Raw genomic sequence first — 25,160 nt, forward strand, 5'->3', positions numbered from 1 at the left:
GGCTGCCTGCCGGGTGCTCGGTGCCTCGACGGCGTCTCACTGCCCGCCCTGCTGTCGCAGCTCGGCCACCCTGCGGTACAGCGCGGCCGCCTCGGCGGTCCGGCCCAGTTGCTGGAGACAGTGGGCCTCGTCGTTGCGGCTGGCGAGGGCGTCGGGGTGGTCCGCGCCGAGGACGCGTTCGCGGGCGGCGGCCACCTGCCGGTAGTCGGTGAGTGCGTCGGCCCAGCGGCCGAGCCAGCCCAGGCCGACGGCGACCTCGCGGCGGCTCACGAGGGTGTCGGGGTGGTCGGGGCCGAGGACCCGCTCACGGATCGCGCTCACGTCGCGGGACTCGGCGAGGGCCTCCTCCCAGCGGCCGAGCCGCCCCAGGTTGACGCAGCGGCCGTGGCGGGCGCGCAGCGTCTCGGGATGAGCGGGGCCCTGGACGCGGGCGCGGTCCTCGGCCAGGTCGGTACAGACGTCCAGGGCCTCGGCACTGCGGCCGAGGCGGCCCAGGCTGATGCCGATCTCGTGCCGGGTGGCGAGCGTGTCGGGATGGTCGGGGCCGAGGGCGCGGGCGCGGGCCTCGGCGACCTCCTGATACGTCTCCAGGGCCTCGGTCCACCGGCCCAGCTGGCCGAGCGCGTAGGCGACCTCGTAGCGGGTGACGAGGGTGTCCGGGTGGTCGGGGCCGAGCACCCGGGCGCGGGCGGAGGCCACTTCGCGGGCCATGCGGTGGGAGTCCTCCAGGCGGCCCAGGCGGCTGAGGTTGAAGGCGAGGTTGTGCCGGCAGCGCAGGGTGTCGGGGTGGTCGGGGCCCATGGTGCGTTCGCGGGCGGCGAGCACCGACGTGTAGACCCGGTGGGCGTCGAAGGCGCGGCCCAGCCGGCCGAGCGCGTAGGCCATCTCCTGGCGTGCGGCCAGGGTGTCGGGATGGTCGGCGCCGAGCATGCGGATCCTCGCCTCGGCGACGTGCTTGTACTCGCGCAGGGCGTCCGCGGCCCGGCCGGTCCGGCTGAGGGTGAAGGCGGCCTCGTAGCGGCTGGCGAGGGTGTCGGGGTGGTCGGGGCCGAGGAGGTGCTCGCGTTCGGCCGCGACCGCCCGGTGCACCTCCCCCGCCTCCGCCCAGCGGCCGAGCCGGCCGAGGCTCAGGCCCGCGTTGTGCCGGGCGGCCAGGGCGGTCAGGACCTCCGGGGACGGGGCGGGCCGCAGGTCGGGGGCGGGTTCCTCGGCGGGGCCGGTGGCGGGCCGCGCGATCCACTCGCCGGACAGCCCGGCCGCCGGGTCCGGTGGCGTGGTGCGCAGTCCGGTGCCGGCCGCCTTGTGACCGGTGGTCATACCGTGGGTCCAGGACGGCAGCCGTCCCGCGTGCGCCATCGCGTCCGGGGCGTGCCGGGCCGCCGGGACGGCCGGCACGTACGCCGGCGCGACCCGGTGCGCGCTGATGCGGCGGGCCAGCTCGCGGGCGTCGCCGGGGCGTTGTCCGGGTTCCTTGGCGAGCAGGTCCAGGACGACCCGCTCGAGGAACTCGGGCAGTTCGGGCCGGTGTTCGCGCGGCGGGCGGGGCGGGGTGTCGCGGTGGCCCACGAGGATCGCCCAGGCGTCGTCGAGGTCGAACGGCGGTACGCCGGTCGCGATCTCGTACAGCACGCAGCCGAACGAGTACAGGTCGCTGCGCTGGTCGACCTCGGTGCCGCTGATCTGCTCCGGGGACATGTAGTGCGGGGTGCCCATGGCGATGCCGGTGCCGGTTAGCCGGGAGGTGAAGCCGATGTCGTGGCCGAGGCGGGCGATGCCGAAGTCGCAGATCTTCACCGTGCCGTCGCCGATCCGCACGATGTTGGCCGGCTTCAGGTCACGGTGGACGATGCCCTGTTCGTGGCAGTAGGCCAGGGCGGCGGCGACCTGCTCGGCGATCTCGACGACGTCCGCGACCGGCAGCGGGTGCTGCTTGTTGTCCTCCAGGAGCTGACTGAGGTTGCGGCCGTCCAGCAGCTCCATGACGAGGTAGAGGACCCCGTCGGACTCGCCGAAGTCGTGCACGACGGTGATGCCGCGGTGCTGGAGGGCGGCGGCCACCCGGGCCTCGCGGCGGAACCGCTCCCGCAGTACGCGGGTGAAGGCGTGGTCGTGCTGGGGCCCGGGCGGTTTGAGGCACTTGACGGCGACGTGCCGGCCCAGGGACTCGTCCCGTGCCCGGAACACCTCGCCCATGCCGCCGCGCCCGATCAGGTCGAGCAGCCGGTACCGGCCGTGGATGAGTCTGCTGTCCCCCATGTCGCGCGACGCTCCCCCCGGTAGCTGTTCGCCCGCCCCTCCCCATGGCCCACCCAGTATGGCTGCCTATCGTCCGAGTTTGTACGGTGCCGGGCGCGCGTCCGGGCCGAGCCTCGCCATGGCGCGCAGGATGTGTTTCGGCGGGAGTTGCCACCGCAGACGTGCGGGAACGCGGCGCAACAGGAGACCGGTGAGGCGCAGTCGCCGGGTGACGGTGGCGGGTGCGGGGGCAGGTCTGCCGTAGAGCTCGTGGGCGTACGGCGGCAGAGAGGCGTACGCCAGGTGTGCCACGCGCCGCCACAGCACCTCGCGCGCCGGTACGAGAAGAGGGTGCGTCGGCGGGCGGAGCAGGAAGTCGTCCACTTCGCGTGCCTCGGCTCCGGCGGCGAGTTCGGGGCGCACCTTCTCGAAGTACGTGGCGAGTTCGGCCCGGTCGGCGGGGACGGCGGCCGGGTCGAGGCCCACCAGACGTGCGCTCTGCCGGTGTTCGTCGATGTAGCGGTCGGCCTCGGCGTCGGTGAGGCGGAACCCGGACCTGCGCAGGATTTCCAGGTAGGAGTCGATCTCGGCGCAGTGCACCCACAGCAGCAGGCCGGGTTCGTCGACGCCGTAGCGCTCCTCGGTGTCCGGGTCGGTCGCGGTCAGCATGCTGTGGATCTTCCGGACGCGGGCGCCCGCCCGTTCCGCCGCCTCGGTGGTGCCGTACGTCGTCGTGCCGACGAAGCTCGCGGTGCGCATCAGACGGCCCCAGGCGTCCCGCCGGAAGTCGGAGTTCTGCATGACCCCGCGTACCGCGCGTGGGTGCAGGGCCTGGAGGTAGAGCGCCCGGACGCCGGCGATCCACATCATGGGATCTCCGTGCGCCTGCCAGGTCACCGAGCCGGGGCCGAACAGCCCGGGGTCCGCGCCGGTCATGCGACTCACCTCCGCCCGGCGCCCACGATGGCACATGCCGCACAGCCGGTCGACACCATCGGCGCCGGGCACCTGTTCGGCTGGGGGCTCGCGCACGTGCCGGCCAGTACCGCGACCACGCTGTCCCTGCTGGAACCGGCCGTCGCGGCGGTCCTGGCCGTCCTGGTCGTCGGCGAACGTCTGCCGCCCGCCGGCTGGACCGGCATCGCGCTGGTGATCGCCTGCCTCGCCGTCCTCACCACCCCGACAGACGGCATCGACCGTCGAAGCCGACGCGCCTCGGCTCGAAGGGACGCCACCCCCGCACCGGACCGGGCACGCATGGCGGAGCGCTGACCGGCCGAGCGCGTGACGGATGTCCTGGGACGCCGTAGCGGACCCGCCGTGGAACAGTGGAGCAGAGGAGCCTGGGCCCGCGGGCGCCCGCGACGTGCGGGCCGGACGAAGGAGGCCGGGATGCGTCTCCCTGTACTGGCAGGCGTCGACGGGTCCGATCACGCCGCGGCGGCGGCCGAGTGGGCGGCACGGGAGGCCCTGCTGCGTGGCGTTGCGCTGCGGCTGCTCCACGCGGCCCCGCCGCTCCCCGGAGCCGCCGTTCCGGACGCGGCCCTGGACCGGTTGCATCAGGTGGGCGCCGGGTTGCTCCGGCGGACGGCCGCCGGCCTCACCGGCCGCTACCCGGACCTGAAGGTGGAGTGCGCGCAGGCCGACGACGCCCCGGCCGAGGCTCTCCGCACCGCGGCGCGTGAGGCCGGGCTCCTCGTCGTCGGAACCCGCGGGACGGGCGGTTTCGCTGGGCTGGCGGTCGGCTCGGTGGCCCTGCGGACGGCGGCGGCAGCCCCTTGCCCCGCCGTGTTCGTCCCTCCCCGCACCGGTGCCTTCGCGGACGGGGCGCCCGTGGCGCGCGGTGCCGGCCAGGTCGTGCTGGGGTTCGACGCGCACCGGCCGGCCGGTGAGGCGGCCGACTTCGCCTTCTCGGCCGCCGAGGCACGGGCGGCGCGGCTGCGCGTGGTGCAGGCGTGGGCCTTGCCCGCCGAGTCCGTCTCGTCCAGGACGCTCGTGGTGACCGAGGAGGACCGCGCGACCTGGGAGGACCAGGAGGTTCTGGGGCTCACCGACGCCCTGCGTCCGTGGCAGGAGAAGTACCCGCAGGTGACGGCCGGCGCCGATGTCATGCTGCTGCATCCCGCGGAAGCGCTCCTGAACGCCTCCCGGGGCGCGGACCTGCTCGTCGTGGGGCGCCGCACCGAGTCCGGATCGGCCGGAGGCCGACTGGGGCGGGTCGCCCACGCCGTGCTGCACCACACCCGCTGCCCGCTGGCGGTCGTACCGCACGGCGCATGACGATTCAGCCGTAGAACGTGTCGAACTCGTCGTACAGCGACGGATCGACCACCTTGTTCTTCCCGGTGACGTCGGCGAGCGGGACGCGGACGATCCGCGTGTCCCGCAGGGCGACCATGCGGCCGAAGTCCCGCTCCTTGACCGCGTCGATGGCGTGCAGTCCGAAACGGGTGGCCAGCCACCGGTCGAAGGCGCTCGGGGTGCCACCGCGCTGGATGTGACCCAGGACCGTGGTGCGGGCGTCCTTCTCGGTGCGTGCGGAGATCTCCTGGGCCAGCCATTCGCCGATGCCGGACAGCCGCACATGGCCGTACTCGTCCAGCGACCGGTCCTTGAGGATCATCTGCCCCTCCTTGGGGACGGCCCCTTCGGCGACGACGACGATCGGCGCGTAGTTGATCTCGAACCGGCGCTTCACCTGCTCGCAGACCTGGTCCATGTCGAACGGCCGCTCGGGGATGAGGATCACGTTGGCGCCGCCGGCGATGCCCGCGTGCAGGGCGATCCATCCGGAGTGCCGCCCCATCACCTCGACCACCAGGGCGCGCATGTGCGACTCGGCGGTGGTGTGGAGGCGGTCGATGGCCTCCGTCGCGATCCCGACGGCGGTGTCGAAGCCGAAGGTGTAGTCGGTGCCCGAGACGTCGTTGTCGATGGTCTTCGGCACGCCGACCAGGTCGATCCCCTGCCGGCTGAGTTCCGTGGCCGCCCCCAGCGTGTCCTCTCCGCCGATCACGACGAGCGCGTCCACCTCGTAGGAGGCGAGGGTGTCCCGCACCCGCCGCAGCCCGTCCTCGTGCTTGAACGGGTTGGTACGGGAGGAGCCGAGGATGGTCCCGCCGCGGGGCAGGATCCCCCGCACGCTGGAGATGTCCAGGGGGACGACATCGTTCTTGAGCAGACCGAGCCAGCCGTCCCGTACGCCGACGAAGTCGAACGCGTATTCCTGCACCCCCTTGCGGACGACGCTGCGGATCACGGCGTTGAGGCCGGGACAGTCACCGCCGCCGGTCAGTACTCCGACCTTCATGGGTCCACTCCCGTCCGCCGCGCACACCTGGAGCGCCGCCTGCCTCCAGCCTCCCTCGGTTCCGTCCACACCGGCCACTCGGCGTTTGTCAGGGCGACGGACCGGGACCCTCGGCCCCAGCCGTGCCCGACCGGCCCATCGTCTCGCGGCCTTTTGGAGTCGAGGCTGAAGAGAAGAGTGTGAGGAGGTCAGCGATCATGAACGGGAAAGTGCTGGTGGCCTACGGATCCACCAACGGCTCGACGGCCGAGATCGCCGACCACGTCGGTGAGGTCCTGGCCAAGGAGGGACTGGACCTCGACGTACGACCCGCCTCGGACGTGGCCGACCTCGCGTCGTACGACGCGGTCGTCCTCGGTGGCGCGCTCTACGGGGGCCGCTGGCAGCGGGACGCGCGCCGCTTCGCACGGCGGCACCGCAAAGCCCTGGCCGAGCGGCCGGTGTGGCTGTTCAGCAGCGGGCCCCTCGACCCCTCGGCGTCCGAGCGGAACATCCCTCCGGCACCCGGGGTGCGACGGGTGATGTACCACGTCGACCCGCGTGGGCACGTCACCTTCGGAGGACGCCTGGAGGGCGACGTCAAGGGACGCATCGCCCGGATGATCGTCAAATCGGGAAGGGGCGGCGACTTCCGCGACTTCGAGCGGATCGGCACCTGGGCGGCCATGGTGGCCCGGGACCTGCAGGCCACAGAAGGCTGACCCGGCGGAACGGGAGGCGGCATGGCGGACCAAGAGACGGCGAGGGTTCCGCGCAAGGCGTACGAGAAGGAACTACTGTGCCTGCAGACGGAGTTGGTGAAGCTCCAGGAGTGGGTGCGTGCGGAGGGCACCCGGCTGGTCGTCGTCTTCGAGGGACGGGACGCGGCCGGCAAGGGCGGCACCGTCAAACGGGTCACCGAGCACCTCAACCCGCGGGTCGCACGGATCGCCGCGCTGCCGAAGCCGACCGAGCGGGAGCGCACCCAGTGGTACTTCCAGCGGTATGTCGAGCACCTGCCCGCCGCCGGGGAGATCGTGTTGTTCGATCGCTCCTGGTACAACCGGGCCGGCGTCGAGCACGTGATGGGTTTCTGTACCCCGGAGGAGCACCAGCTCTTCCTTCGGCAGTGCCCGATCTTCGAACGGATGCTCGTGGAGGACGGCCTGCTGCTGCGCAAGTACTGGTTCTCGGTGAGCGACACCGAGCAGCAGGAGCGCTTCCGGAAGCGCCTGGAGGACCCGCTGCGCCGCTGGAAGCTGTCACCGATGGACCTGGACTCGATCAGCCGCTGGGAGGCGTACTCGCGGGCCAAGGACGAGATGATGGTGCACACCGACATCGCCGAGGCACCGTGGTACGTCGTCGAGAGCGACGACAAACGCCGCGCCCGGCTGAACATGATCGCCCATCTGCTGGACTCGGTGCCGTACCACGAGGTGCCTCCTCCGGTGCTGGAGCTGCCGGACCGGCCGCCCTCGACCGGTTACCAGCGCCCACCGCGCGACCTGCGGACCTATGTCCCCGACCACGCGGCAGGCCTGTGAGCGTTCCTGCCGGGCGGTGCCGCGCGTCACGCGTGTGCCACCACGGCGACGGGGGGCGACGACGAACTCATAGCGGCTGTCGACCTCAGTCGACGACACAGCCGGGACTCGCAGTGGGGACGGTCATGGGTGCCTCTTTCAGATCTCAAGGGGAGTCGCTGAGGGGCGCCTCGGGCGATCTCCTCCAGAGACTGGCGCAGACCGGCACGCCGGTCCGGTGACAGCTACCGCGTCCCGTCAGCAATGCCGAGCACCCGTCGGGTCTCGGCGGCGATCTGCTGTGTCTCGCCGGTTGCGACCACGAGGACCGGGACACCTCTCACCGCCTGATCGATGCGTCGGAGGCCTTCCCGCATCAGATCCTCCAGTTCGGGGACGAGCAGCCCGCCTCGTACACCGAGAACAGTCAGGGCCGAGCAGATCTCCTCGCGTACCTCGGGTTGGTCTTCGCCGATCTCCCCGGTGAAGACCAGGGCGTCCAGCCGGTCCAGCGAGGCGGCCATCGAGGCGATGCCCTTGCGGCAGCTGAGTGTGAACGTCGCCAGCGCCGACGCGGCCGCGGCATCACCCTCCGCGCGGGCGCGCACCAGATCCCGGGTGTCTCCCGAGGTACCGGAGAGGCCGAGCAGACCGGAATGCCGGTGGAGTGTGTCGTCCAATTCGTCCGTGCTCAGCCCGTGCCGCCGCTGCAACCACAGCAGCGCGCCGGGATCGAGGCTGCCGCTGCGCCGGCTCATCACCAGACCTTCCAGCGGAGTGAGGCCCATGGTGGTGTCCACGCTGCGTCCGTTCCGGACTGCGCAGGCCGAGCAGCCGCCTCCCATGTGCACGAGCACGACCTGGAGGTTGTCGACGGGTCGGCCCAGGGCCTGCGCCGTCCTCCGCAGTGCCCACGCGTAGGAAAGCCCGTGGAAGCCGTACCGCCGCAGCCCGTATTCGGCTCGCCATCGCTCCGGCACGGCGTACGTGCGCGCCTGTGCCGGCAGATCCTTGTGAAAGACAGTGTCGAAGCAGGCGACATGAGGAACGTCGGGCAGGACTTCTCGTGCGGCGTCGACCAAGTGCAGGGCAGGGGTCACGTGCAGCGGCGCGAGATCCGCGACGTCCGCCAGCAGGGCCCGTACGCGTGCGTCGATCAGCGTATGTCCAGTCAGGTGGGGACCGCTGTGGACGATGCGGTGACCGACCGCCGCAGGAGCGGGCACCTCGCTGAGGAAGTTCCGCAGTTCCGCCGCCGCAGCGGGCCCCGGGGGCTCTGAGGCGTCTCGATCCGCCACCCGTTCACCGTCCGCCGCGGACAGAGCGATGTGAAGGCTCGAAGAGCCGGCGTCGAGGACCAGTACGTGGCCTTCACGGCTCTCGCGGGAGCGGTCAGCACTCATCACACCTCCAGTGCATCTGTGCCCTTTGGCCGCGGTGCGCCCGCCACGGAGTGCGACCCTGTGCTCAGGGTCGGCCTCGGCGCGGACCGGGTGGTGCTCCGCCCGGCTCGGCAGGGTCGGTGAGGATTCGAGTCGGCCTGCCTCATAGCCGTTGTCCTGCCGCCGGACAGGCCTCGTTGACATCGCGCCTCGCCGCTTCCCCTCAGGCTGCCACCACGGGGAGGGATCCGCTCGTCCACCCGTTCGGCTGCTTCTCGCCCCAGGAGACGGCCGCTCCCCGTCGCGGAGCCCTCATCCACCCCCGTGCGCGGGTCCTGATCCGTCACCTTCCGCAGCCACGGCCGCCCGCACCCGTTGCTCCTCGCGAGCGGAGCTGACGTCCCGTTCCAGGGGTGTGCGGCTTACCGCTGCCGCGAGGTCCTCCAAGGCCCGCTTCTGCAATTCCGCCCCGCGCCGCAGCACCGGGCTCCGGTCCCCGGCGGCGCCCTCCCACGCGTGGAGCGCCTCCTCCACGCGCCCCCAGTCCGGATTCCTGTGCTCGCGCACGTCGACTGCCGCCCGCGCGGTGTCTGCCTCCAAGGCCTCGGCGAACCGCTCCGCCTCGGGGGCGAAACGATTGCCGACCCGCGGGACGTGGCTCTCCATGAGCATCGTCGCCCGGTCAAGTCCCTTGAGCGCCTCTTGCGCCTCCTCCGCCTCGCGCGATGTCAGACCTCTGGGGCCGACCGGTTCCTGCCTTGCCTGGTCGTAGGCCTCCTGCCAGGCGGCACGTGCCTCCCTGCTCGCCAGCAGGGCCCTGCGCATGTCGGCGCGATGCTCCCGGGTCGGTTCGGCGTAGCTGCGGAGCACTGCGGCCGCGTAGCGGCCGTCGGCGGCGAGCCAGTCCGCCAGCCGACCCGGCAGCCGGGGGGTCTCCCAGGCGGGAAACACCACGTACGCCAGCATGGCCAGGGCCCCGCCGAGCAGGGTGAGCACCACCCGCTCCGGGACCGTCTGCTCCCATGCCTGGCCGCCCATGCCGAGCAGGAAGACGACGTACGCGGCGGTGAAGCACTGGGAGTAGGCGTATCCGGTACGGAGCACTGTGTACGCCAGGGCCGCCGAGACCACCGCCAGCGCGCCGAACACATGGGCGTCCGGGCCCAGGGCCCGCACGATCCCGGTGGCGAGCGCGACCCCCGCCAGGGTCCCGGCGAGACGGCCCACCGCACGCGCGTACGTCCGGTGGAAGTCCGGCCGCATCACCATCACCGAGGCGATGGGCGCCCAGTAGCCGTGTTCCAGGGGCAGCCGGGAAGCGATCAGATAGCCGAGCGTGGCCACCGCCGCCAGGCGGACGGCGTGCCGGAACACGGGCGAGTCCCGGCGCAGTTCACGGCGGACCGCCCGGACGACGACCGGGAGCAGCCGGAACATGGTCGGGCGGACCAGGAACCCGGCGCTCGCGGGGCCGGGCGGCGTGGGCGCCTTGTCGCGTGCCCCGCCGCTCCCCGCGATCTCCAACGCCTCGGCGAGCAGTTCCACGAGCCGTTCGGCGGCCTGCCGGGCGGGCCCCTCCAGCACCTCGCCCTCCTCGTCGACGCGCAGGACGTCCGCGCTCCGGGGCGGCACCTCGGCGGGAGTTCCGCGGCGGATCGAACGGGCGGCCGCGTCGAGGACGTCGGCGGCCGCGCCGAGCAACTCCCGTGCGCGGTCCCGCCCGGGCCCCTCCGCCGGGGCGCCGACGTCCGGGTCGGCGAGCGCGGCGACGACCGGCAGAATGCGCTCGGCGAGGCCCCGGGGGCCGTGGAGGACGGGGGGACGGGTGCGGGCCTGTGACGGCGTCACGGCGGCCGCGTCCCGGGCCGTCATCAGTGGCTCCGGGTCGAAAGGCGCGGTGGGGTCGTACCGCAGCCGGCGGGCGTAGTCCGCCACGGCGGCCAGCGCGTCGGCGAGCGCGTCACGATGCGCCCCCCAGCGGCGGATCGGGAACAGCAGGATCAGCACGGCCTGCGCCACGCCTCCGAGCGCGATGACCCCGGCGTGTTCCAGGGCCCGCCCGACGCTCGTGGGCAGGGTGACGGTCACCAGCATGCTGCCGACCGTCGTCGCTGCGACGATCCCCGCGGTCGATCCGAGGGCCCACGCCATCCCCGCGGCAAAGGCCCATACGGCCAGCAGCGGGAGGAACGTCGCGAGTCGCCCGGCCGCCAGGTAGCCCACGAAGGTGCTGAGCGCCAGACCCGCGCCCGCGCCGAGCGCGATCACCTTGCGCGGACGCCAGGTGCGCTGGAAGGTGGCGGCACCCGCGGAGTAGGCACCGAGGGCGGCCGACGCGGCGTACGCAGGGGAGACCAGCCACAGCGCCGGCCCGATGACGAGCGCCACCCCAGCAGCCGTGCGCAGCGCGAGCAGGGGCTCCAGCCGCGTCTCCTCGATCGTGAGCCCGGATCGCACGACCTCCCCGAAGGTCCGCAGCCACTTCACGGCGTGAGCCCGGTCGGAACGCCCCGCCGGGTCGCGACGGGCCGGTCGAGGTGCGGCCGCCGGGCGAGGAAGGCTCCCGCAGGGCCCAAGAAATCAGCATGGGTGAATACGCGACACATCAGCATGCGGCCTCATCAGTCCCAGGGTTTGCCTCGCACCGCGTGTCCGGCGGGGTCTTCGCCTCCGGGCCGGCCGGCATGCGGGGGGCCGCGGTCCGTCCTACCGGGCCGAACTCCGGTGATCGCCGCCGGTTCAGTCCCTGCCGGAATCAGGGTGACCGCCACCCGTCACCCGGACTGGTCCGGGGAGACAGACGGGCGGCGGCCCCTGGGTTCCTATCGCTTGCTGCCGTTCCCGTGTCCGTCGGGATGCAGGACCACCTTGGTCCAGCCCTCGTCGCGGGCATCGAAGTGCTCATAGGCGGTGGGGGCGTCGTCCAGGCCGAGCTCGTGGGAGACGATGAAGCTCGGCTTCGCCTTCCCAGCGGCGATCAGGTCCCGCAGCGCCCGGTTGTACCTCTTCACCGGCGCCTGGCCGGTCCCCATGCGCTGGCCCTTGAACCACATCTTCCCGAAGTCGATCGGCACCTTGCCCTGTGCCTCCAGCTCGCCCTGGGCCTCTTCGCCGCCGGGATCCTCGGGCAGGAACACGCCCACCACGCCGATGTCACCCGTGAACCTGACCGAGTCGATCAGGCCGTTGAGCGTGAGGCTGGCATCCTCGTCTCCCTGGTGGTCATGGGCCTGGTAGCCGACGCACTCACACCCGTTGTCGGCGCCCAGACCGAGGGTGGCTTCCTTGACGACCTCCGCCGGATCCTGCTCGGCGATGTTGATCGGGATGGCCCCGATCTCCTCCGCCTTGCGCAGCCGGTCGGGCTGGTGGTCAGCCACCCAGACGCGCCCGGCGCCCTTGAGCACGGCGGAGTAGGCCGCCATCAACCCGACGGGACCGGCCCCGAAGACGATCGTCTGGTCGCCCGGTTTGACGTTGGCCATCTCCGTGGCGTGATAGCCGGTGGGGAAGATGTCGGCGAGCATCACGTAGTCGGTCTGCCGCTCGGCGGCGTCCTCGCCCAGGCGCAGCGCGTTGAAGTCGCCGTAGGGCACGCGCAGCAGTTCCGCCTGGCCGCCCTGGTAGGGGCCCATCTCGGCGAATCCGTAGGCGGCTCCCGCGAGGGCCGGTTCCGGCTGCATGGTCAGGCAGTAGTTGGTCATCCCCCGCTCGCACTGCTTGCAGAAGCCGCAGGCGATGTTGAAGGGCAGAACCACATACTGGCCGACCTGGACCTTGCGCACGGCCGAGCCGACCTCCACGACCTGGCCCATGTTCTCGTGTCCCAGCGTGCGGCCCGACTCGAACGAGGTGCGGCCCTCGTACATGTGCAGGTCCGAACCGCAGATGTTGGTGGTGGTGATCTTGACGATGATGTCGCAGGGGTGCTCGATCTTCGCGTCCGGTACGTCCTTCACCTCGACCGTTCGCGGGCCTTCGTATACCGCTGCTTTCATGATTGCAATCCCTTGATGTCGCGGCATGCCGCACCACGGGGGTGATGGAGACGGCGGGAAGAGCCTCACTCCCGGGAGTTGAACGCGGGGGCTGGTGGGTCGTGGCCCGTGGCTTCGGCATGCCTCTGCGGGTCGTTCACCCGGATCAGGTGCAACGGCGTCGCCGGCGGCTTGCGACGCGGAGCACCGGTGCCCCGGCGGCGTGCCGTCCGGGTCCCCGTCGGCCTCGACGCGAAACGAGTACGCGCGCACCGATCGGCGAGATCTTCCCATCCGGACGACCACCGACCACCGCCCTGTCTCCGACTCGGGCCCCGGCTAGTCATCGTGGTCGTCCTGGAGCCTGTGGCGACGTTCCTGTTCGCGCTTGGAGTAGGCGGCTGCCCGGATCGCCTCGTCGCTCTCCAGGCCTGATCCCAGCGCGCCGCCCACGGTGGCGACCGATGCGACGAACCAGGCCAGCGTCAGGTACTCCTCGGCGTGCAGCGGGGTTCGCGTCATGGAAGCGAACACTTGGTCGTTGAGGATGAACAGCGCCCACACCCAGTTGATGACCATCAAACCGACGTAGCAGACGAGCACCCCGATACCCACGGTCGCGACCGTCGAGGCGTTGTACAGCCGCGCCCTCTGCCTCGCCTCCGGCGAGCTGTCTGCTGATCGATGCCACAGGTCCGCGTCTATGATCAGCCAGCCGATCATGATCGCGATAGACCCGACCGTGGCGATCACGAGGCGTGGCGTGCTCAGGGACGCGGCCAGGTTCCACACGGTGGAGTTCACGGTGGCGACCGCCCCCGTGGCGAGCGCGGCCGCCAGGGCTTTCGACAGGCCCGGCACCAACCGCCACGGCCGGTTGGCGCGGACCATACCGGCGAGCACCCGCAGGTAACCGCGCGGCCCGCTGACGACGTACCGAAGATCGTCGGTCTCCTTCTCATCGGTTCGGCCCGGATGAGAAGGGGCGAGACGATCGACGGAGGGCCCCGGAAGCGGCTGACTTCGCGGAGGTCCTTCAGCCCCAGTGGTTTGCGGACCTGCCATGCCAAGCACGGCTTCTTCGACGGCCCGCCGGGCCCTCGTCTGCAACCGCAGGCCTCCCAGTGAAGGAAGCGACAGCAGCGCCAAGCCGTGTTCGTGATTCAGATTCACAGCGAGCTTGCGCCCGTGGGAGTGCAGCGGAAGGTCGGTGAGGGCCACGACGATGTCCCAGTTCTCCGTCCTCCCACGGTCCATGATCCGGCGCATCAAGGTGGGCGGGTCCTCCGTCCCCGAGGTGAAGGGCTCACTGACCACCTTGACGTCGAAACGTCGCCCCTGGCCCGACTTGTCGGTGAGCCGATCAGGAAGTGTCCGGGCCATGCGCTGAGCGATCTCCGTAGGCGTGTCCGGATCCGCCAGGAGAGCAACGACCGTAACGCCCTGAGACGACACCTGCATGACCGGATCCTCCTCGTCGGCTGTCCCGCCGACCTCGAGTGCCCACAGACGCCGCCGGGGGAACGTCCACGCCACGTGACACGCCGGCCTCCGCCCGCAGGTGCGGTACGGCCGGATCTCCCGGGCATCGCCCTGGCACGCACCGCACGCCGCGCCACCCACCACCCGCTTCGGTATCCGCCCGGGATCCGGAATCCCGCCAAGCCCTGCCACGCGGGAGAATCCAGACCCGGGCAGTCGGACGCATGGGCCTGGCAGGGCAATACAGGGAGGCCGATTGGGCCCGACATGCGCATGCGTTCGCGCACCCCCATCGGCCAGGCTGGCGGGGAAGCCCAGGGGGCCGGGAGCCACCCGGCTCCCGTAGCCGGAGGTGCCGTCATGACCGTGATGTCCATCGCCAGATTCGAGAGGTTCTTTCGCACGGCCGCAGGACTGAACGTCGACAAGAACGATCTCAAGCGCTACAGCGACTTCGTGGACGCCAAGCTCTACGATCTGCTGACCGTCGCCCAGGCCACTGCCAAGGCCAACGGGCGCGACGTCATCCGGACCTGTGACCTGCCGATCACAAAAGGCCTGCAGGAGAGCATTCACCACTTCCGGAAGATCGACCAGGATGTAGAACTCAAGCCGATCCTGGAACAGCTCGCCACCCATCCCGCCCTGGACCGCACGCCCGATGAGGAGACCGAGGCGGCCTATCCGGACATCATCGGCGGACTCAGCCTGGCCCTTGCTCAGAGCTTCAAGATCCTCCACCCCGACCTGAAAAACCCCCAGACCCAGCACTGGGACGAGGTTCGAGCCGTCTTCGACCTCCTGCTATGAGCGGACAGGAACGTGTCCGTCGGCTCCGGGGAGCGGCTGCTGGATGAACTGGTCAGGGCGGCCCAGCTGGCATCACCTACGGCAAGCTACGGCGCTGCCGAACGGTGGCGCTGCTCCTCGCCCTGATCATCACATCCAACTTCACCCAGTTGCACATGCCCACCGGTGTGCTGCGCTGGTGCAGCACACCGAACTCAGCGACGACGCCACGATCTTGATGTTCGAGTGGCAGCCCCCCTGATCCGGGACCGCAAGAGCCACCTCACAGGCTCAGTCCGCGAGGTCGGCCTTGCCGAACAGGACCGCGTAGCTGGAGGGGAGTTGACTGATGATCTGATTCAGTTCTCCACCGGTGACAGCGTCGGCAACGGTGGTCAGGACCGCGCTGGCGTCCCACTGCGCGGTACGCGGCCGGGCATCGGTGCGCTCGGCGACCCGGCGGTAGAACTCTTCGATCCCGAAGCTCTGCGCCTGCTGCGGCGTGGCATGGTCCAGAACCTGCCCCAGCGGGCCGGGCAGCTGGGATGCGAGGTCCTTGACCTCTCCCGGGCTGATCCTTTGGGCCAGCACTTGCAGCACGGCGTTGGTGACGTGCGCGGCTTCGCTCTGGTCCTTGTATTCGCCTCGCTCGCGTACGTGGGCGAGGAATCCGTCGTATTTCATCGCTGCCTCCTTCTGCCGGGCATCCTGCGGCGCCGAAGGGAAGCCGGTGGCGGGCCACATGCCGAGTCTCCACCGCGGTGAGGGGTTGTGATACGGGACGTCGTTCAGGAGTCACCCCGGGAGTCGAGCCTCGCCGGCCCGGCCGCGGTTCCGGCGGACGCCCGGAACCGCGGCGTTCGCGCCTCAGCCGCTGCTTCCGGTGCTTTCACTCGTCTCGCTGATCTCGACGTGCCGGGGCTTTGCGACCTCGGCCTTGGGGACGGTGATGGTGAGCACCCCGTCCGACATCTGCGCGTTGATCTTTTCGGTGTCGACCTCTCCGGGCAGCCGCAGCCGGTACTCGAAGGCCCCTGTGCGGCGGGTGCTCCGGCGCAGGACGCCTTTGCGTTCCTTCTCCTTGATCTCTCCGGTGACCACCACCTCCTGGCCGTTCGCTTCGACGTCGATGTCCTTGCTCTTGACGCCGGGGAGTTCGATCTCGACGTGGAAGGCGTCGTCGGACTCCGTGACATCCGCCGGGGGTGTCCACGCGACTGCGGTCGCCGCGCCTCCCACCGTGGATTCCATCAGCCCGCTCATCTCGCTGAGCAGTTGGTCGAACTCCGTCAGCGGATTGCGTGCCCAGCCAAGCGGCCTGGCCTGCATGGCGGCATCTCGGTGGTGCCGGATGGGCGTGGCCATTCCCATCGCCTCCTTCTCCTCTTCGTGATCTCGTCGCCCGCTGGGTGTCATCCGAGCCAAGCGGACTCCTTCGGACGGGTGTGCGGGGAGCTGTCGGTGCCGCCGGGCGCGGCCGTGTGGCCCAGGTAGCGGTGCACGAAGTGGATGCTCATCGCGCCTTCGCCGACCGCGGAGGCCACGCGTTTCACCGAGCCGCTGCGGACGTCGCCGACGGCGAACACGCCAGGCAGGCTGGTCTCCAACGTCAGGCAGTCACGGCCCTGGCTCTGCCACAGTCCGGGGACGGAACAGGCCTGCGCCTCCGCCCCGGTGAGCACGAAGCCGCGCGCGTCGAGGGCGAGCGCGTCGGACAGCCACGCGGTGTGGGGCTCGGCGCCGGTGAAGACGAACAGGGCCCGCACCGCGAGCTGCCGATGCTCGCCCGTACGGTGGTCGACCACGGTGACCGCCTCCAGCACCTTGTCACCGAGTGCCTCGGTCACCTCGGTGTGCAGCAGCACGCGCACCCGCGGGTGGCGCTCGACCTGATCGATCAGGTAGCGGGACATGTGCGCCTCGAGGCTCGGCCCGCGGACGAGCAGATACACCTGCGGTGCGTACCCGGCCAGGAAGAGTACGGCCTGGCCCGCGGAGTTTCCGCCTCCGACGACGGCCACCGGGTCGGTGCGGCACTGCTGGGCTTCGTAGACGGTCGCCGAGTAGTGGACGCTCGTTCCCTCCAGGGGTTCGATGCCGGGCACGTCGAGGCGGCGGTAGCGGGCGCCGGTGGCCAGGACGACGGTGCGGGCGGTGATCTCGCTGCCGTCGGCGAACCCGACGGCGTAGTGGCCGTCCCGCGGTTCGAGGCGGGCCGCCTCCGCCGGGACGCTGATCCGGGCGCCGAACTTGTCGGCCTGGAGCACGGCGCGGTCGGTGAGTTCGGCGCCGGAGATGCCGGAGGGGAAGCCGAGCAGATTCTCGATGCGGGACGACGTCCCGGCCTGGCCGCCGGTGGCCATCGCCTCGACCAGGGTCGTGCCGAGGCCCTCTGACGCGGCGTTCACCGCGGCGGCGAGACCGGCCGGACCGGAGCCGACGATGAGAAGATCGCCGCGGCCGTTGCCCGACGGCAGGGGCGGCAAGCCGATCAGCCGGGCCAGTTCGGCGTTGCTCGGATTGCGCAGCAGGGTCGTGTCACGCCATATCACCAGCGGCGTCTCCTCCGGGCCGACACCGAAGCGGCGCAGCAGCGCCTCGGCCTCCTCGTCGGTCTCCAGATCGATCCAGCGGTACGGCAGCCGGTTGCGGGCGGCGAACTCACGCAGCCGCCGGGTGTCGGGCGAATAGCGGGAGCCGACGATACGGAAACCGGCGCCCTGCCCGACGAGCAGGGCACGGCGGCCGAGGCAGGCGCGCAGCACCAGATCGCCGAGGACGGAGTCCCGGGTCACCAGGTCACGCAGCTGGTCCATGGACAGGGCCAGGACCTCACCGGGGTCCCTGACCGTAGCGGTGTAGAAGGCCACCTGCCCGTTCAGGAGGCCGAGCTCACCGATGAAGCGGCCGGGACCGTGCACACGCAGCAGACGTTCGTCGGGCGTGCCGTAGCCCTCGACGATGGCGATCGAGCCACTGAGGACGACGTAGAACGTCTCGCACCGCTCCCCCTCCCGGATCAGCACATCGCCGGCGTCGACTGCGCGCCGCCGGCCACGCTGCGCCAGGCGGTCCATCTGGTCCTCCGGCAGGCGGGGATAGGCGCCGTAGATGTCAGCGGTCTCGAAGGGGACGCTCTCCTCCGTCTCGTCCGGCATCTGCGCTGCGCTCGGCCGCGTCTCGTCGCCGGGCATCACACGAACGCCTCGTGGACGAAGCACCACCGCCAGCTCTCACCGGGCTCGAACGACGCCGCGATCGGATGGCCGTCGGCGGCGGCGTGACGGCGCGCGTGCCGGTTCGGCGAGGAATCGCAGCAGCCGACGTGGCCGCAGGTCAGGCAGAGCCTCAGGTGGACCCACGGGGAACCGAGCTGCAGACACTCCTGACACCCTTCAGGGGTCAGTGGCTGGACCGGCCGGACGAGCGCGAGGTGGGGGTCGGTTCGTACGGTCATGGCTGTTCACCCTTTCCCGGCCGGTTCGCGGCCGGCGATCGACTGCTCCACCCACCGCCGCAGGGCAGGGGCGGGTGCGGCACCCGCCTGCCGGGCGATGGTCTGCCCTTTGTCGAGGACCAACAGCGTCGGGACCGCCTGGACCTCGAACCGCTGCGCCAGGCGCGGGTTCTTGTCGATGTCGACCTTGACCAGCTTGATCTTTCCCGCGAGATCGGCGGCGACCTTTTCCAGCGCGGGGCTCACCATGCGGCAGGGGCCGCACCAGGTGGCCCACAGGTCGACGACGACGGGCACGGTGGCCTGCTCGACGACCTCGGTGAAGTCGTCGTCCCCCGCGTCGGCCGTCCACGGCAGCGGCTGCTTGCAGTTGCCGCACGTGGGGCGGCCCTCGGCGGCCACGGGTACCCGGTTGGTGCGCCCGCAGTGCGGGCAGGTGACGTTGGTGGCCTGCACGGTGCTCATGCCGCCCTCGCTCCCTTCTCGTCCTCGGGCTGGTCGTAGGTCACCACCAGCTCGCCGTGCTCGGCGTCGACGCGGACCGTCGCGCCGTCCTGTACGTCGCCGCGCAGCAGGGCGCGCCCGACCAGCGTCTCGACCTCGTGGGAGATGTAACGCCGCAGCGGCCGTGCCCCGTACACCGGGTCGTAGCCCTGGTGGGCGATCAACTCACGGGCCGCACGGGTGAGTTCAACGGTGATGCGGCGCTCGGCGAGGCGGCGGCGCAGTTCGTCGAACTGCAGCTCCACGATCCGCTCTATCTGCTGCTCACCGAGCGGCTTGAACAGCACGATGTCGTCGACGCGGTTGAGGAACTCCGGACGGAAGTGCCCGCGCAGCTCACCCATCACCAGGGCGCGGGCGTCCGGCTTGATCTCGCCCTCGGCGGTGACGCCGTCGAGGAGGTGCTCGGAGCCGATGTTGGACGTCATGATGATCACGGTGTTGCGGAAGTCGACGGTGCGGCCCTGGGCGTCCGTGATGCGGCCGTCGTCGAGGATCTGCAACAGGGTGTTGAAGACATCGGTGTGCGCCTTCTCGATCTCGTCGAACAGCACGACCGAGTACGGCTTGCGGCGTACGGCCTCGGTGAGCTGGCCGCCTTCCTCGTAGCCGACGTATCCGGGCGGTGCGCCCATGAGCCGGCTGACGGTGTGCCGCTCCTGGTACTCGCTCATGTCGAGGCGGACCATGTTCTCCTCGGAGTCGAACAGGGCCGCCGCGAGGGTCTTGGCCAGCTCGGTCTTCCCGACGCCGGTCGGGCCGAGGAAGATGAACGAGCCGATGGGGCGGCGAGGGTCGCGGATGCCGGAACGGGCGCGGATGATGGCGTCGGCGACGAGCTTGACGGCCTCGTCCTGGCCGATGACCCGCTCGCGCAGGATCTCGTCGAGGCGCAGCAGCTTCTCGCGTTCGCCCTCCTGGAGACGGGCGACGGGAACGCCGGTCCAGGCGGCGACGATCTCGGCGATCTCCTCCTCGGTGACGACCTCCCGCAGCAGCCGGTTCTCCCCCTGCTTGGCGGCCAGTTGCTCCTCCTCGGCCTTGAGCCGGCGTTCCAGGTCCCGGAGGCGGCCGTAGCGGAGTTCGGCGGCGCGGTTGAGGTCGTAGGAGCGTTCGGCCTCCTCCGCCTCGTGGCGGACCTGCTCCAGTTCCTGGCGCAGCTCCTGCACGCGGCGGATCGCCTGCCGTTCGGCCTCCCACTGGGCGTGCTTGGCGTCGGCCTCGCCGCGCAGGTCGGCGAGTTCCTTGCGCAGTTCCTCGAGGCGGGTTTTGCTCGCGGGGTCGGTCTCCTTGGAGAGGGCGGCCTCCTCGATCTCCAGGCGGGTGACGCGGCGGGTGATCTCGTCGAGTTCGGCGGGCATCGAGTCGATCTCGGTACGCAGCCGGGCGCAGGCTTCGTCGACGAGGTCGATGGCCTTGTCGGGCAGGAACCGGTCGGTGATGTAGCGGTGGCTGAGGGTGGCCGCGGAGACCAGCGCGGTGTCCTGGATCTTCACACCGTGGAAGATTTCCAGGCGTTCGCGCAGTCCGCGCAGGATGGAGATGGTGTCCTCCACGCTCGGCTCGTCGACCAGGACCTGCTGGAAGCGGCGTTCGAGGGCGGCGTCCTTCTCGATGTGCTTGCGGTACTCGTCGAGGGTGGTGGCGCCGATCATGTGGAGTTCGCCGCGGGCGAGCATCGGCTTGAGCATGTTGCCCGCGTCCATGGCTCCTTCGGCGGCGCCCGCGCCGACGACGGTGTGGAGTTCGTCGACGAAGAGCAGGATGTGCCCCTGGGCGGCCTTCACCTCGGACAGCACGGCCTTGAGGCGTTCCTCGAACTCGCCCCGGTACTTGGCTCCGGCGACCAGAGAGCCCATGTCGAGGGCGAACACGGTCTTGTCGCGCAGTCCTTCGGGCACGTCGCCGCGGACGATGCGCTGGGCGAGGCCCTCGACGATGGCGGTCTTGCCGACGCCGGGGTCGCCGATGAGGACGGGGTTGTTCTTGGTCTTGCGGCTGAGGATCTGGGTGACGCGGCGGATCTCGGCGTCCCGGCCGATGACCGGGTCGAGCTTGCCGTCCCTGGCCTCGGCGACCAGGTCGCGGCCGTACTTCTCCAGAGCCTCATAGGCCACTTCGGGGTTGGCGGAGGTGACCCGCTGGTTGCCGCGGATCTGGGTCAGCGCGCTCAGGAACGAGTCCCGGGTGATGCCGTGCTCCTTGAGCAGGCGTCCGGCGGCGGTCGCCGAGCCCTCCTCGGCCAGGGCGAGCAGGAGGTGCTCCACGGACACGTACTCGTCCTTGAGGCGTTTGGCCTCCCGCTCGGCCGCGTCCAGCAGCCGGGACAGGCGCTGGGTGACGAACACCTGGCCCGGCGCCGCACCCGGGCCGGTCACCTTGGGCCGGCGGGAAAGCTCCTCACGCAAAGCCGCACTGAGCTTCTCGGGCTCCCTGCCCGACTGTTGCAGCAGCCGGGGGATCAGGCCGTCCTCCTGGTCGAGGAGCGCGAGCAGCAGATGCTCACCGTCGACCTCGGTCTGGCCCATGCGGACGGCGGCGGTCTGCGCCTCCTGGAGGGCTTCCTGGGACTTCTGGGTGAGACGGTTCATGTCCATGGCGGTATGTCACTCCTCGTACCGGCGCGGCGCAGTGCGGCTTCGAGCAGGCTGATGCGGTCCAGCAGATCGAGCACCAGACCGATGGATGCGTAGTTGAGACACAGACCGGAGCGCAGCCGCTGAACGCGGGCGAGAACTGCCGGGGCCGCGGAGTCGAACACCAGGCGCCCCGCGACGTCGCGCTCGGCGTCGACAAGGCCCAGGGCGACGAACCGGCGGACGAGGTCGGGATGGACGCCGGCGCGGCGCGCCACGGTGTCCAGGGAAAGCCTGGGCACGGGGACGAGCGCGTACCGCACGGCCGTGGAGTCGGCGCTCGTCCGTACGGGACGCCCGCCCGCGTCGGCCCGGGCGGTCCGACCGTCGGTGGCTGCCCATGAGGGTCGTTCGCTCATCACGTCCTCCTGGGGTCGTACGAAGAGGTGGCGGCGAGCTCCTCGAACAGCTCGCGCTCCCGGTCGCTCAGCTTGGGCGGCACCATGACGCGGAGTTCGGCGTAGAGGTTGCCGTCAGCACCGCGCGGGTTCGGCATGCCCTCGCCGCGCAGCCGCAGCCGCCGGCCACTGGACGAGCCCGCGGGCACCGTGACCTTGGCCGTGGAGCCGCCCGGGGTGGGCACCGGAACCGTTGCGCCCAGCGCGGCCTCCCAGGGGGTGACCGGAAGCTGTACGTACACGTCCCGGCCGTCCAGCCGGAACCGAGGGTGCGGTTGGATGCGCACCCGCAGATACAGATCCCCCGCGGCGGCGTCACCACTGCCCCGTCCGCCCTCGCCCGCCAGCCGGATGCGCTGCCCGTCGGTGACACCGGGCGGTACGTCGACCTCGTACCGGCGCGGCTGCCCGGTGGGGCCGGCGAGTGTGACGGTGCGCCTGCCTCCCCTGTACGCCTCCTCGACGGTGAGCGGCAGCTCGGCCTCCTGGTCGGCCCCCGGTACACCGCCGGGGGCGCCGCCTGCTCCGAAGAGCGAGCCGAACAGGTCCTCGATGTCGATGCCCTCCCCCGCGAAGTCGTCGCCGAAGCCGGTGTACCGGACACGGGGGCCGCCCGCACCGGCGGTCCTGCGAGCGCGGAAGCCGCCGCCGGGTCCCGCGCCGGCACCGACCCGCTCCTCCCAGTCCTCGGGGACCTTCCGGAAGTCCTCGCCGAAGCGGTCGTAGCGGGCCCGGGTCTTGGGGTCCGACAGGGCGCTGTACGCCTCGTTGAGGTCCTTGAAGCGTTCCTCCGCTCCCGGGTCCTTGTTGACGTCGGGGTGATACTTGCGGGCGAGTTTGCGGTATGCCTGCTGGATCTCGTCCTGGCTGGCGGTCCGTGACACGCCCAGCGCGTCGTAGAAGTCCTGCGCCATGACCGGTCACTCCCGCTTCGCGACAGTCACGGCGGCGGGCCTGAGCTGCCGTTCGCCGTCCCCGTATCCCGGCCGCAGCACCTCGACGACCGTGCCCTGTGGGGCATCGGGGGCCTGGACGACGCCGACCACCTCGTGCCGGGCCGGGTCGAAGGGGACGCCGGTCTCCGCGTGCCGCGGGTAGCCGAGCAGTTCGAGGACGTTCACCCCCTGGTCGCGGACCGCCCGGACGCCCTCCACGATCGCGCCGGGGTCGGATCCGGCATGCGTCAGGGCGAGTTCGAGGTTGTCCAGGACGGGCAGGAAGGCGGCGGCCGTGCGGGACCGCTCGGCCGTCCGCTCCCGCTCCAGTTCCCTGGTGTGGCGCTTGCGGAGGTTGTCGAGGTCGGCGAGCGCGCGCCGCCAGCGGTCCTCGAGTTCCTTGAGCTCGGCCGTGTGCTGGTCCTCGGACGGTGCGGGGCCGCCGGCCGCGTCGGGGCCGGGTGCCTCGTCCGTGTCGTACCCCGGCCCGGCCGGCGGGCTCGAGGGCGGAAGATCACCTCGGGGAGGGCGTGCGGCGCCCTCCGGAGCCGGGTCGGCCGGGTCCGGCACGGCCGGGTCGGATTCCCTGGGGTGGATCGGCATGGTGGTTCCTCAGTCCTTGTCGAACTCGGCATCGATGACGTCGTCGTCACCGCCACCGCCACGCGGGCCGCCGCCCGTCGCACCGTCCCCGGTGCTGTCCTGGTCGGGACCGCCCGTGGTGGCGCCGGCCTGATGCGCCGACAGCCCTGCCAGCACCTGCTGGAGTTCGGAGGTCAGGGGCCGCACCCGCTCCACGCCTGCCTCCTCCTTGACCGCCGCCCGGGCATCCGACACCAGCATCTCGGCGCGTGACTTCTCGTGCGCGGGTGCGGCGTCGCCGAGCTCGGCGAGGAGCTTCTCGACCTGGTAGGCGACGGCGTCGAGCTCGTTGCGGGCGTCGACGGCCTCGCGCAGGGCCTTGTCCTCGCCCTGGTTGCGCTCGGCCTCGTGGACCATGCGTTCGACTTCGCCTCGGTCGAGGTTCGAGCTCTCGGTGATGGTGATGCCCTGTTCCTTGCCGGTGTCCTGGTCTCGGGCCTTGACGTTGAGAATGCCGTTGGCGTCGACGTCGAAGGTGACCTCGATCTGCGGTTCGCCGCGCGGCGCCGGGCGGATGTCGGTGAGCTGGAAGCGGCCGAGCACCCGGTTGTCGGCGGCCCGTTCGCGCTCGCCCTGGAGGACGACGATGTCGACGGCGGGCTGGTTGTCCTCGGCGGTGGAGAAGGTCTCGGTGCGGCGCACGGGGATGGTGGTGTTCCGCTCGATGATCTTCGTCATCACGCCGCCGCGTGTCTCGACACCCAGGGACAGGGGCGTGACATCGAGCAGCAGGACGTCCTTGACCTCGCCCTTGAGCACCCCGGCCTGGATCGCGGCACCCAGGGCCACGACCTCGTCGGGGTTGACGCTCATGTTGGGTTCCTTGCCGCCGGTCAGCCGGCGCACGAGGGCCTGGACGGCCGGAATGCGGGTGGAACCACCGACGAGGATGACCTCGTCGATGTCGCTCTCGCCGACCTTGGCGTCGGCCATGGCCTGCTTGACCGGTTCCAGGCACCGCTCCACCAGGTCGCTGGTGATCTGCTCGAACGTGGACCGCATGACCGAGTCGGTGAGGTGCTTGGGGCCCGAGGCATCGGCGGTGATGAACGGCAGGCTGACCTGTGTCTGCGTCACCGAGCTCAGCTCGGTCTTGGCCTTCTCCGCCGCTTCGAAAAGGCGTTGCAGGGCCTGCGGGTCCTTGCGCAGGTCGATGCCGTTCTCCTTCTGGAAATCGTCCGCGAGGTAATCGACCAGACGCCGGTCGAAGTCGTCACCGCCCAGGTGACTGTCGCCCGCCGTGGACCGCACCTCCACCACGCCGTCGCCGACGTCGAGGATGCTCACGTCGAAGGTGCCACCGCCCAGGTCGAAGACGAGGACGGTCTCGTGCTCCTTCTTGTCCATGCCGTACGCGAGGGCGGCCGCGGTCGGCTCGTTGATGATCCGCAGCACCTCGAGCCCCGCGATCCGCCCGGCGTCCTTGGTGGCGGTGCGCTGGGCGTCGTTGAAGTAGGCGGGCACGGTGATGACCGCCTCCGTGACCCGTTCCCCGAGCTGCTTGGACGCGTCGTCGGCGAGCTTGCGCAGCACTTGGGCGCTGATCTCCTCGGGCGCGTAGAGCTTGTCGCGCACCTTGAAGCGGGCGACGCCGCCCGGGCCCTCGACGACGTCGTACGCCACCGCCTTGGCCTCGTCCGAGATCTCGTCGAAGTGCCGGCCGATGAACCGCTTGGCCGAGTAGATGGTGCCCTTGGGGTTGAGGATCGCCTGGCGCCGGGCCAGCTGGCCCACCAGCCGTTCCCCGGTGTCGGTGAAGGCCACCACGGACGGTGTCGTACGGTTGCCCTCGCTGTTGGGCACGACGGAAGCTTCGCCGCCCTCCCACACGGCGATCACCGAGTTCGTGGTGCCCAGGTCGATGCCCACTGCCTTGGCCATGAGGAACTCCTCCCGGTGCGGCGGCAT

General features: G+C 71.0%; 22 protein-coding genes. 5 read left to right on the forward strand and 17 right to left on the reverse strand.

Annotated elements, in window-relative coordinates; all coding sequences use genetic code 11:
* Positions 1-36: 36 nt before the first annotated feature.
* Together ABEA82_RS14380 and ABEA82_RS14385 are read right to left on the reverse strand one after the other, a co-directional pair.
* Positions 37-2,256: a serine/threonine-protein kinase gene (locus tag ABEA82_RS14380; RefSeq protein ID WP_345661840.1), complete on the reverse strand. Its 2,220-nt coding sequence runs from the start codon at positions 2,254-2,256 to the stop codon at positions 37-39.
* A 66-nt stretch (positions 2,257-2,322) separates the two neighbouring features.
* Positions 2,323-3,171: an oxygenase MpaB family protein gene (locus ABEA82_RS14385; RefSeq protein WP_345661841.1), complete on the reverse strand. Its 849-nt coding sequence runs from the start codon at positions 3,169-3,171 to the stop codon at positions 2,323-2,325.
* Between the two features lie 27 nt (positions 3,172-3,198).
* On the opposite strand from ABEA82_RS14385, the gene ABEA82_RS14390 reads away from it, so the two are divergent.
* Together ABEA82_RS14390 and ABEA82_RS14395 are read left to right on the forward strand one after the other, a co-directional pair.
* Positions 3,199-3,507, forward strand: coding sequence for an EamA family transporter (locus ABEA82_RS14390; protein WP_345661842.1), 309 nt, complete (start codon positions 3,199-3,201; stop codon positions 3,505-3,507).
* Positions 3,508-3,627: 120 nt separating this feature from the next.
* The gene (locus ABEA82_RS14395) at positions 3,628-4,515 is read left to right on the forward strand and encodes a universal stress protein (RefSeq protein WP_345661843.1); all 888 of its coding nucleotides are present in this window, start codon (positions 3,628-3,630) and stop codon (positions 4,513-4,515) included.
* 4 nt (positions 4,516-4,519) lie between these two features.
* On the opposite strand, the gene ABEA82_RS14400 is transcribed toward ABEA82_RS14395, so the two are convergent.
* Entirely contained in the window at positions 4,520-5,545 is a 1,026-nt protein-coding gene (locus ABEA82_RS14400) for a 6-phosphofructokinase (protein WP_345661844.1), read from the reverse strand.
* A 197-nt stretch (positions 5,546-5,742) separates the two neighbouring features.
* Between ABEA82_RS14400 and ABEA82_RS14405 the strand changes: the two genes are divergently transcribed.
* Both ABEA82_RS14405 and ppk2 read left to right on the forward strand, forming a co-directional pair.
* Positions 5,743-6,246 carry a flavodoxin domain-containing protein gene (locus ABEA82_RS14405; RefSeq protein WP_345661845.1) on the forward strand — a complete coding sequence of 168 codons (504 nt, stop codon included), beginning with the start codon at positions 5,743-5,745 and terminating at the stop codon, positions 6,244-6,246.
* 21 nt (positions 6,247-6,267) lie between these two features.
* Positions 6,268-7,071, forward strand: coding sequence for a polyphosphate kinase 2 (gene ppk2, locus ABEA82_RS14410; protein ID WP_345661846.1), 804 nt, complete (start codon positions 6,268-6,270; stop codon positions 7,069-7,071).
* Positions 7,072-7,295: 224 nt separating this feature from the next.
* Here ppk2 and ABEA82_RS14415 read toward each other — a convergent pair whose 3' ends face one another.
* The 4 genes from ABEA82_RS14415 to ABEA82_RS14430 form a co-directional block, all read right to left on the reverse strand.
* Positions 7,296-8,453, reverse strand: a complete 1,158-nt coding sequence (locus tag ABEA82_RS14415; RefSeq protein ID WP_345661847.1) for an acetate/propionate family kinase — start codon at positions 8,451-8,453, stop codon at positions 7,296-7,298.
* Positions 8,454-8,744: 291 nt separating this feature from the next.
* The gene (locus tag ABEA82_RS14420) at positions 8,745-10,919 is read right to left on the reverse strand and encodes an FUSC family protein (protein WP_345661848.1); all 2,175 of its coding nucleotides are present in this window, start codon (positions 10,917-10,919) and stop codon (positions 8,745-8,747) included.
* Positions 10,920-11,254: 335 nt separating this feature from the next.
* Positions 11,255-12,430: a glutathione-independent formaldehyde dehydrogenase gene (locus ABEA82_RS14425; RefSeq protein WP_345661849.1), complete on the reverse strand. Its 1,176-nt coding sequence runs from the start codon at positions 12,428-12,430 to the stop codon at positions 11,255-11,257.
* Between the two features lie 318 nt (positions 12,431-12,748).
* Positions 12,749-13,870 carry a hypothetical protein gene (locus ABEA82_RS14430; protein ID WP_345661850.1) on the reverse strand — a complete coding sequence of 374 codons (1,122 nt, stop codon included), beginning with the start codon at positions 13,868-13,870 and terminating at the stop codon, positions 12,749-12,751.
* 381 nt (positions 13,871-14,251) lie between these two features.
* Between ABEA82_RS14430 and ABEA82_RS14435 the strand changes: the two genes are divergently transcribed.
* A complete protein-coding gene (locus ABEA82_RS14435; protein WP_345661851.1) occupies positions 14,252-14,701 on the forward strand; it encodes a DUF1931 family protein in 450 nt (149 codons plus the stop codon).
* Between the two features lie 270 nt (positions 14,702-14,971).
* Here ABEA82_RS14435 and ABEA82_RS14440 read toward each other — a convergent pair whose 3' ends face one another.
* From ABEA82_RS14440 to dnaK, 10 genes are all read right to left on the reverse strand, one after another.
* The gene (locus ABEA82_RS14440) at positions 14,972-15,364 is read right to left on the reverse strand and encodes a DUF2267 domain-containing protein (protein WP_345662353.1); all 393 of its coding nucleotides are present in this window, start codon (positions 15,362-15,364) and stop codon (positions 14,972-14,974) included.
* Between the two features lie 183 nt (positions 15,365-15,547).
* Entirely contained in the window at positions 15,548-16,045 is a 498-nt protein-coding gene (locus ABEA82_RS14445; protein ID WP_345661852.1) for an Hsp20/alpha crystallin family protein, read from the reverse strand.
* Between the two features lie 47 nt (positions 16,046-16,092).
* The gene (locus tag ABEA82_RS14450; protein ID WP_345661853.1) at positions 16,093-17,874 is read right to left on the reverse strand and encodes an FAD-dependent oxidoreductase; all 1,782 of its coding nucleotides are present in this window, start codon (positions 17,872-17,874) and stop codon (positions 16,093-16,095) included.
* Complete coding sequence (locus ABEA82_RS14455; protein ID WP_221754771.1) at positions 17,874-18,137, reverse strand: UBP-type zinc finger domain-containing protein; 264 nt, start codon at positions 18,135-18,137, stop codon at positions 17,874-17,876. Before ABEA82_RS14455 ends, ABEA82_RS14450 begins: the two co-directional genes overlap by 1 nt.
* Positions 18,138-18,143: 6 nt before the next feature.
* The gene (gene trxA, locus ABEA82_RS14460; RefSeq protein ID WP_329296537.1) at positions 18,144-18,602 is read right to left on the reverse strand and encodes a thioredoxin; all 459 of its coding nucleotides are present in this window, start codon (positions 18,600-18,602) and stop codon (positions 18,144-18,146) included.
* Entirely contained in the window at positions 18,599-21,238 is a 2,640-nt protein-coding gene (clpB, locus tag ABEA82_RS14465) for an ATP-dependent chaperone ClpB (RefSeq protein ID WP_345661854.1), read from the reverse strand. The genes trxA and clpB overlap by 4 nt, the downstream gene beginning before the upstream one ends.
* The gene (locus ABEA82_RS14470) at positions 21,229-21,636 is read right to left on the reverse strand and encodes a chaperone modulator CbpM (protein WP_345661855.1); all 408 of its coding nucleotides are present in this window, start codon (positions 21,634-21,636) and stop codon (positions 21,229-21,231) included. Before ABEA82_RS14470 ends, clpB begins: the two co-directional genes overlap by 10 nt.
* A complete protein-coding gene (locus tag ABEA82_RS14475) occupies positions 21,636-22,589 on the reverse strand; it encodes a DnaJ C-terminal domain-containing protein (RefSeq protein WP_345661856.1) in 954 nt (317 codons plus the stop codon). Before ABEA82_RS14475 ends, ABEA82_RS14470 begins: the two co-directional genes overlap by 1 nt.
* 6 nt (positions 22,590-22,595) lie before the next feature.
* Entirely contained in the window at positions 22,596-23,213 is a 618-nt protein-coding gene (locus ABEA82_RS14480; RefSeq protein WP_345661857.1) for a nucleotide exchange factor GrpE, read from the reverse strand.
* 9 nt (positions 23,214-23,222) lie between these two features.
* The gene (gene dnaK / locus ABEA82_RS14485) at positions 23,223-25,133 is read right to left on the reverse strand and encodes a molecular chaperone DnaK (RefSeq protein WP_345661858.1); all 1,911 of its coding nucleotides are present in this window, start codon (positions 25,131-25,133) and stop codon (positions 23,223-23,225) included.
* Positions 25,134-25,160 lie beyond the last annotated feature (27 nt).

The sequence above is a fragment of the Streptomyces venetus genome, assembly GCF_039540295.1.
Taxonomy (GTDB): Bacteria; Actinomycetota; Actinomycetes; order Streptomycetales; family Streptomycetaceae; genus Streptomyces; species Streptomyces venetus.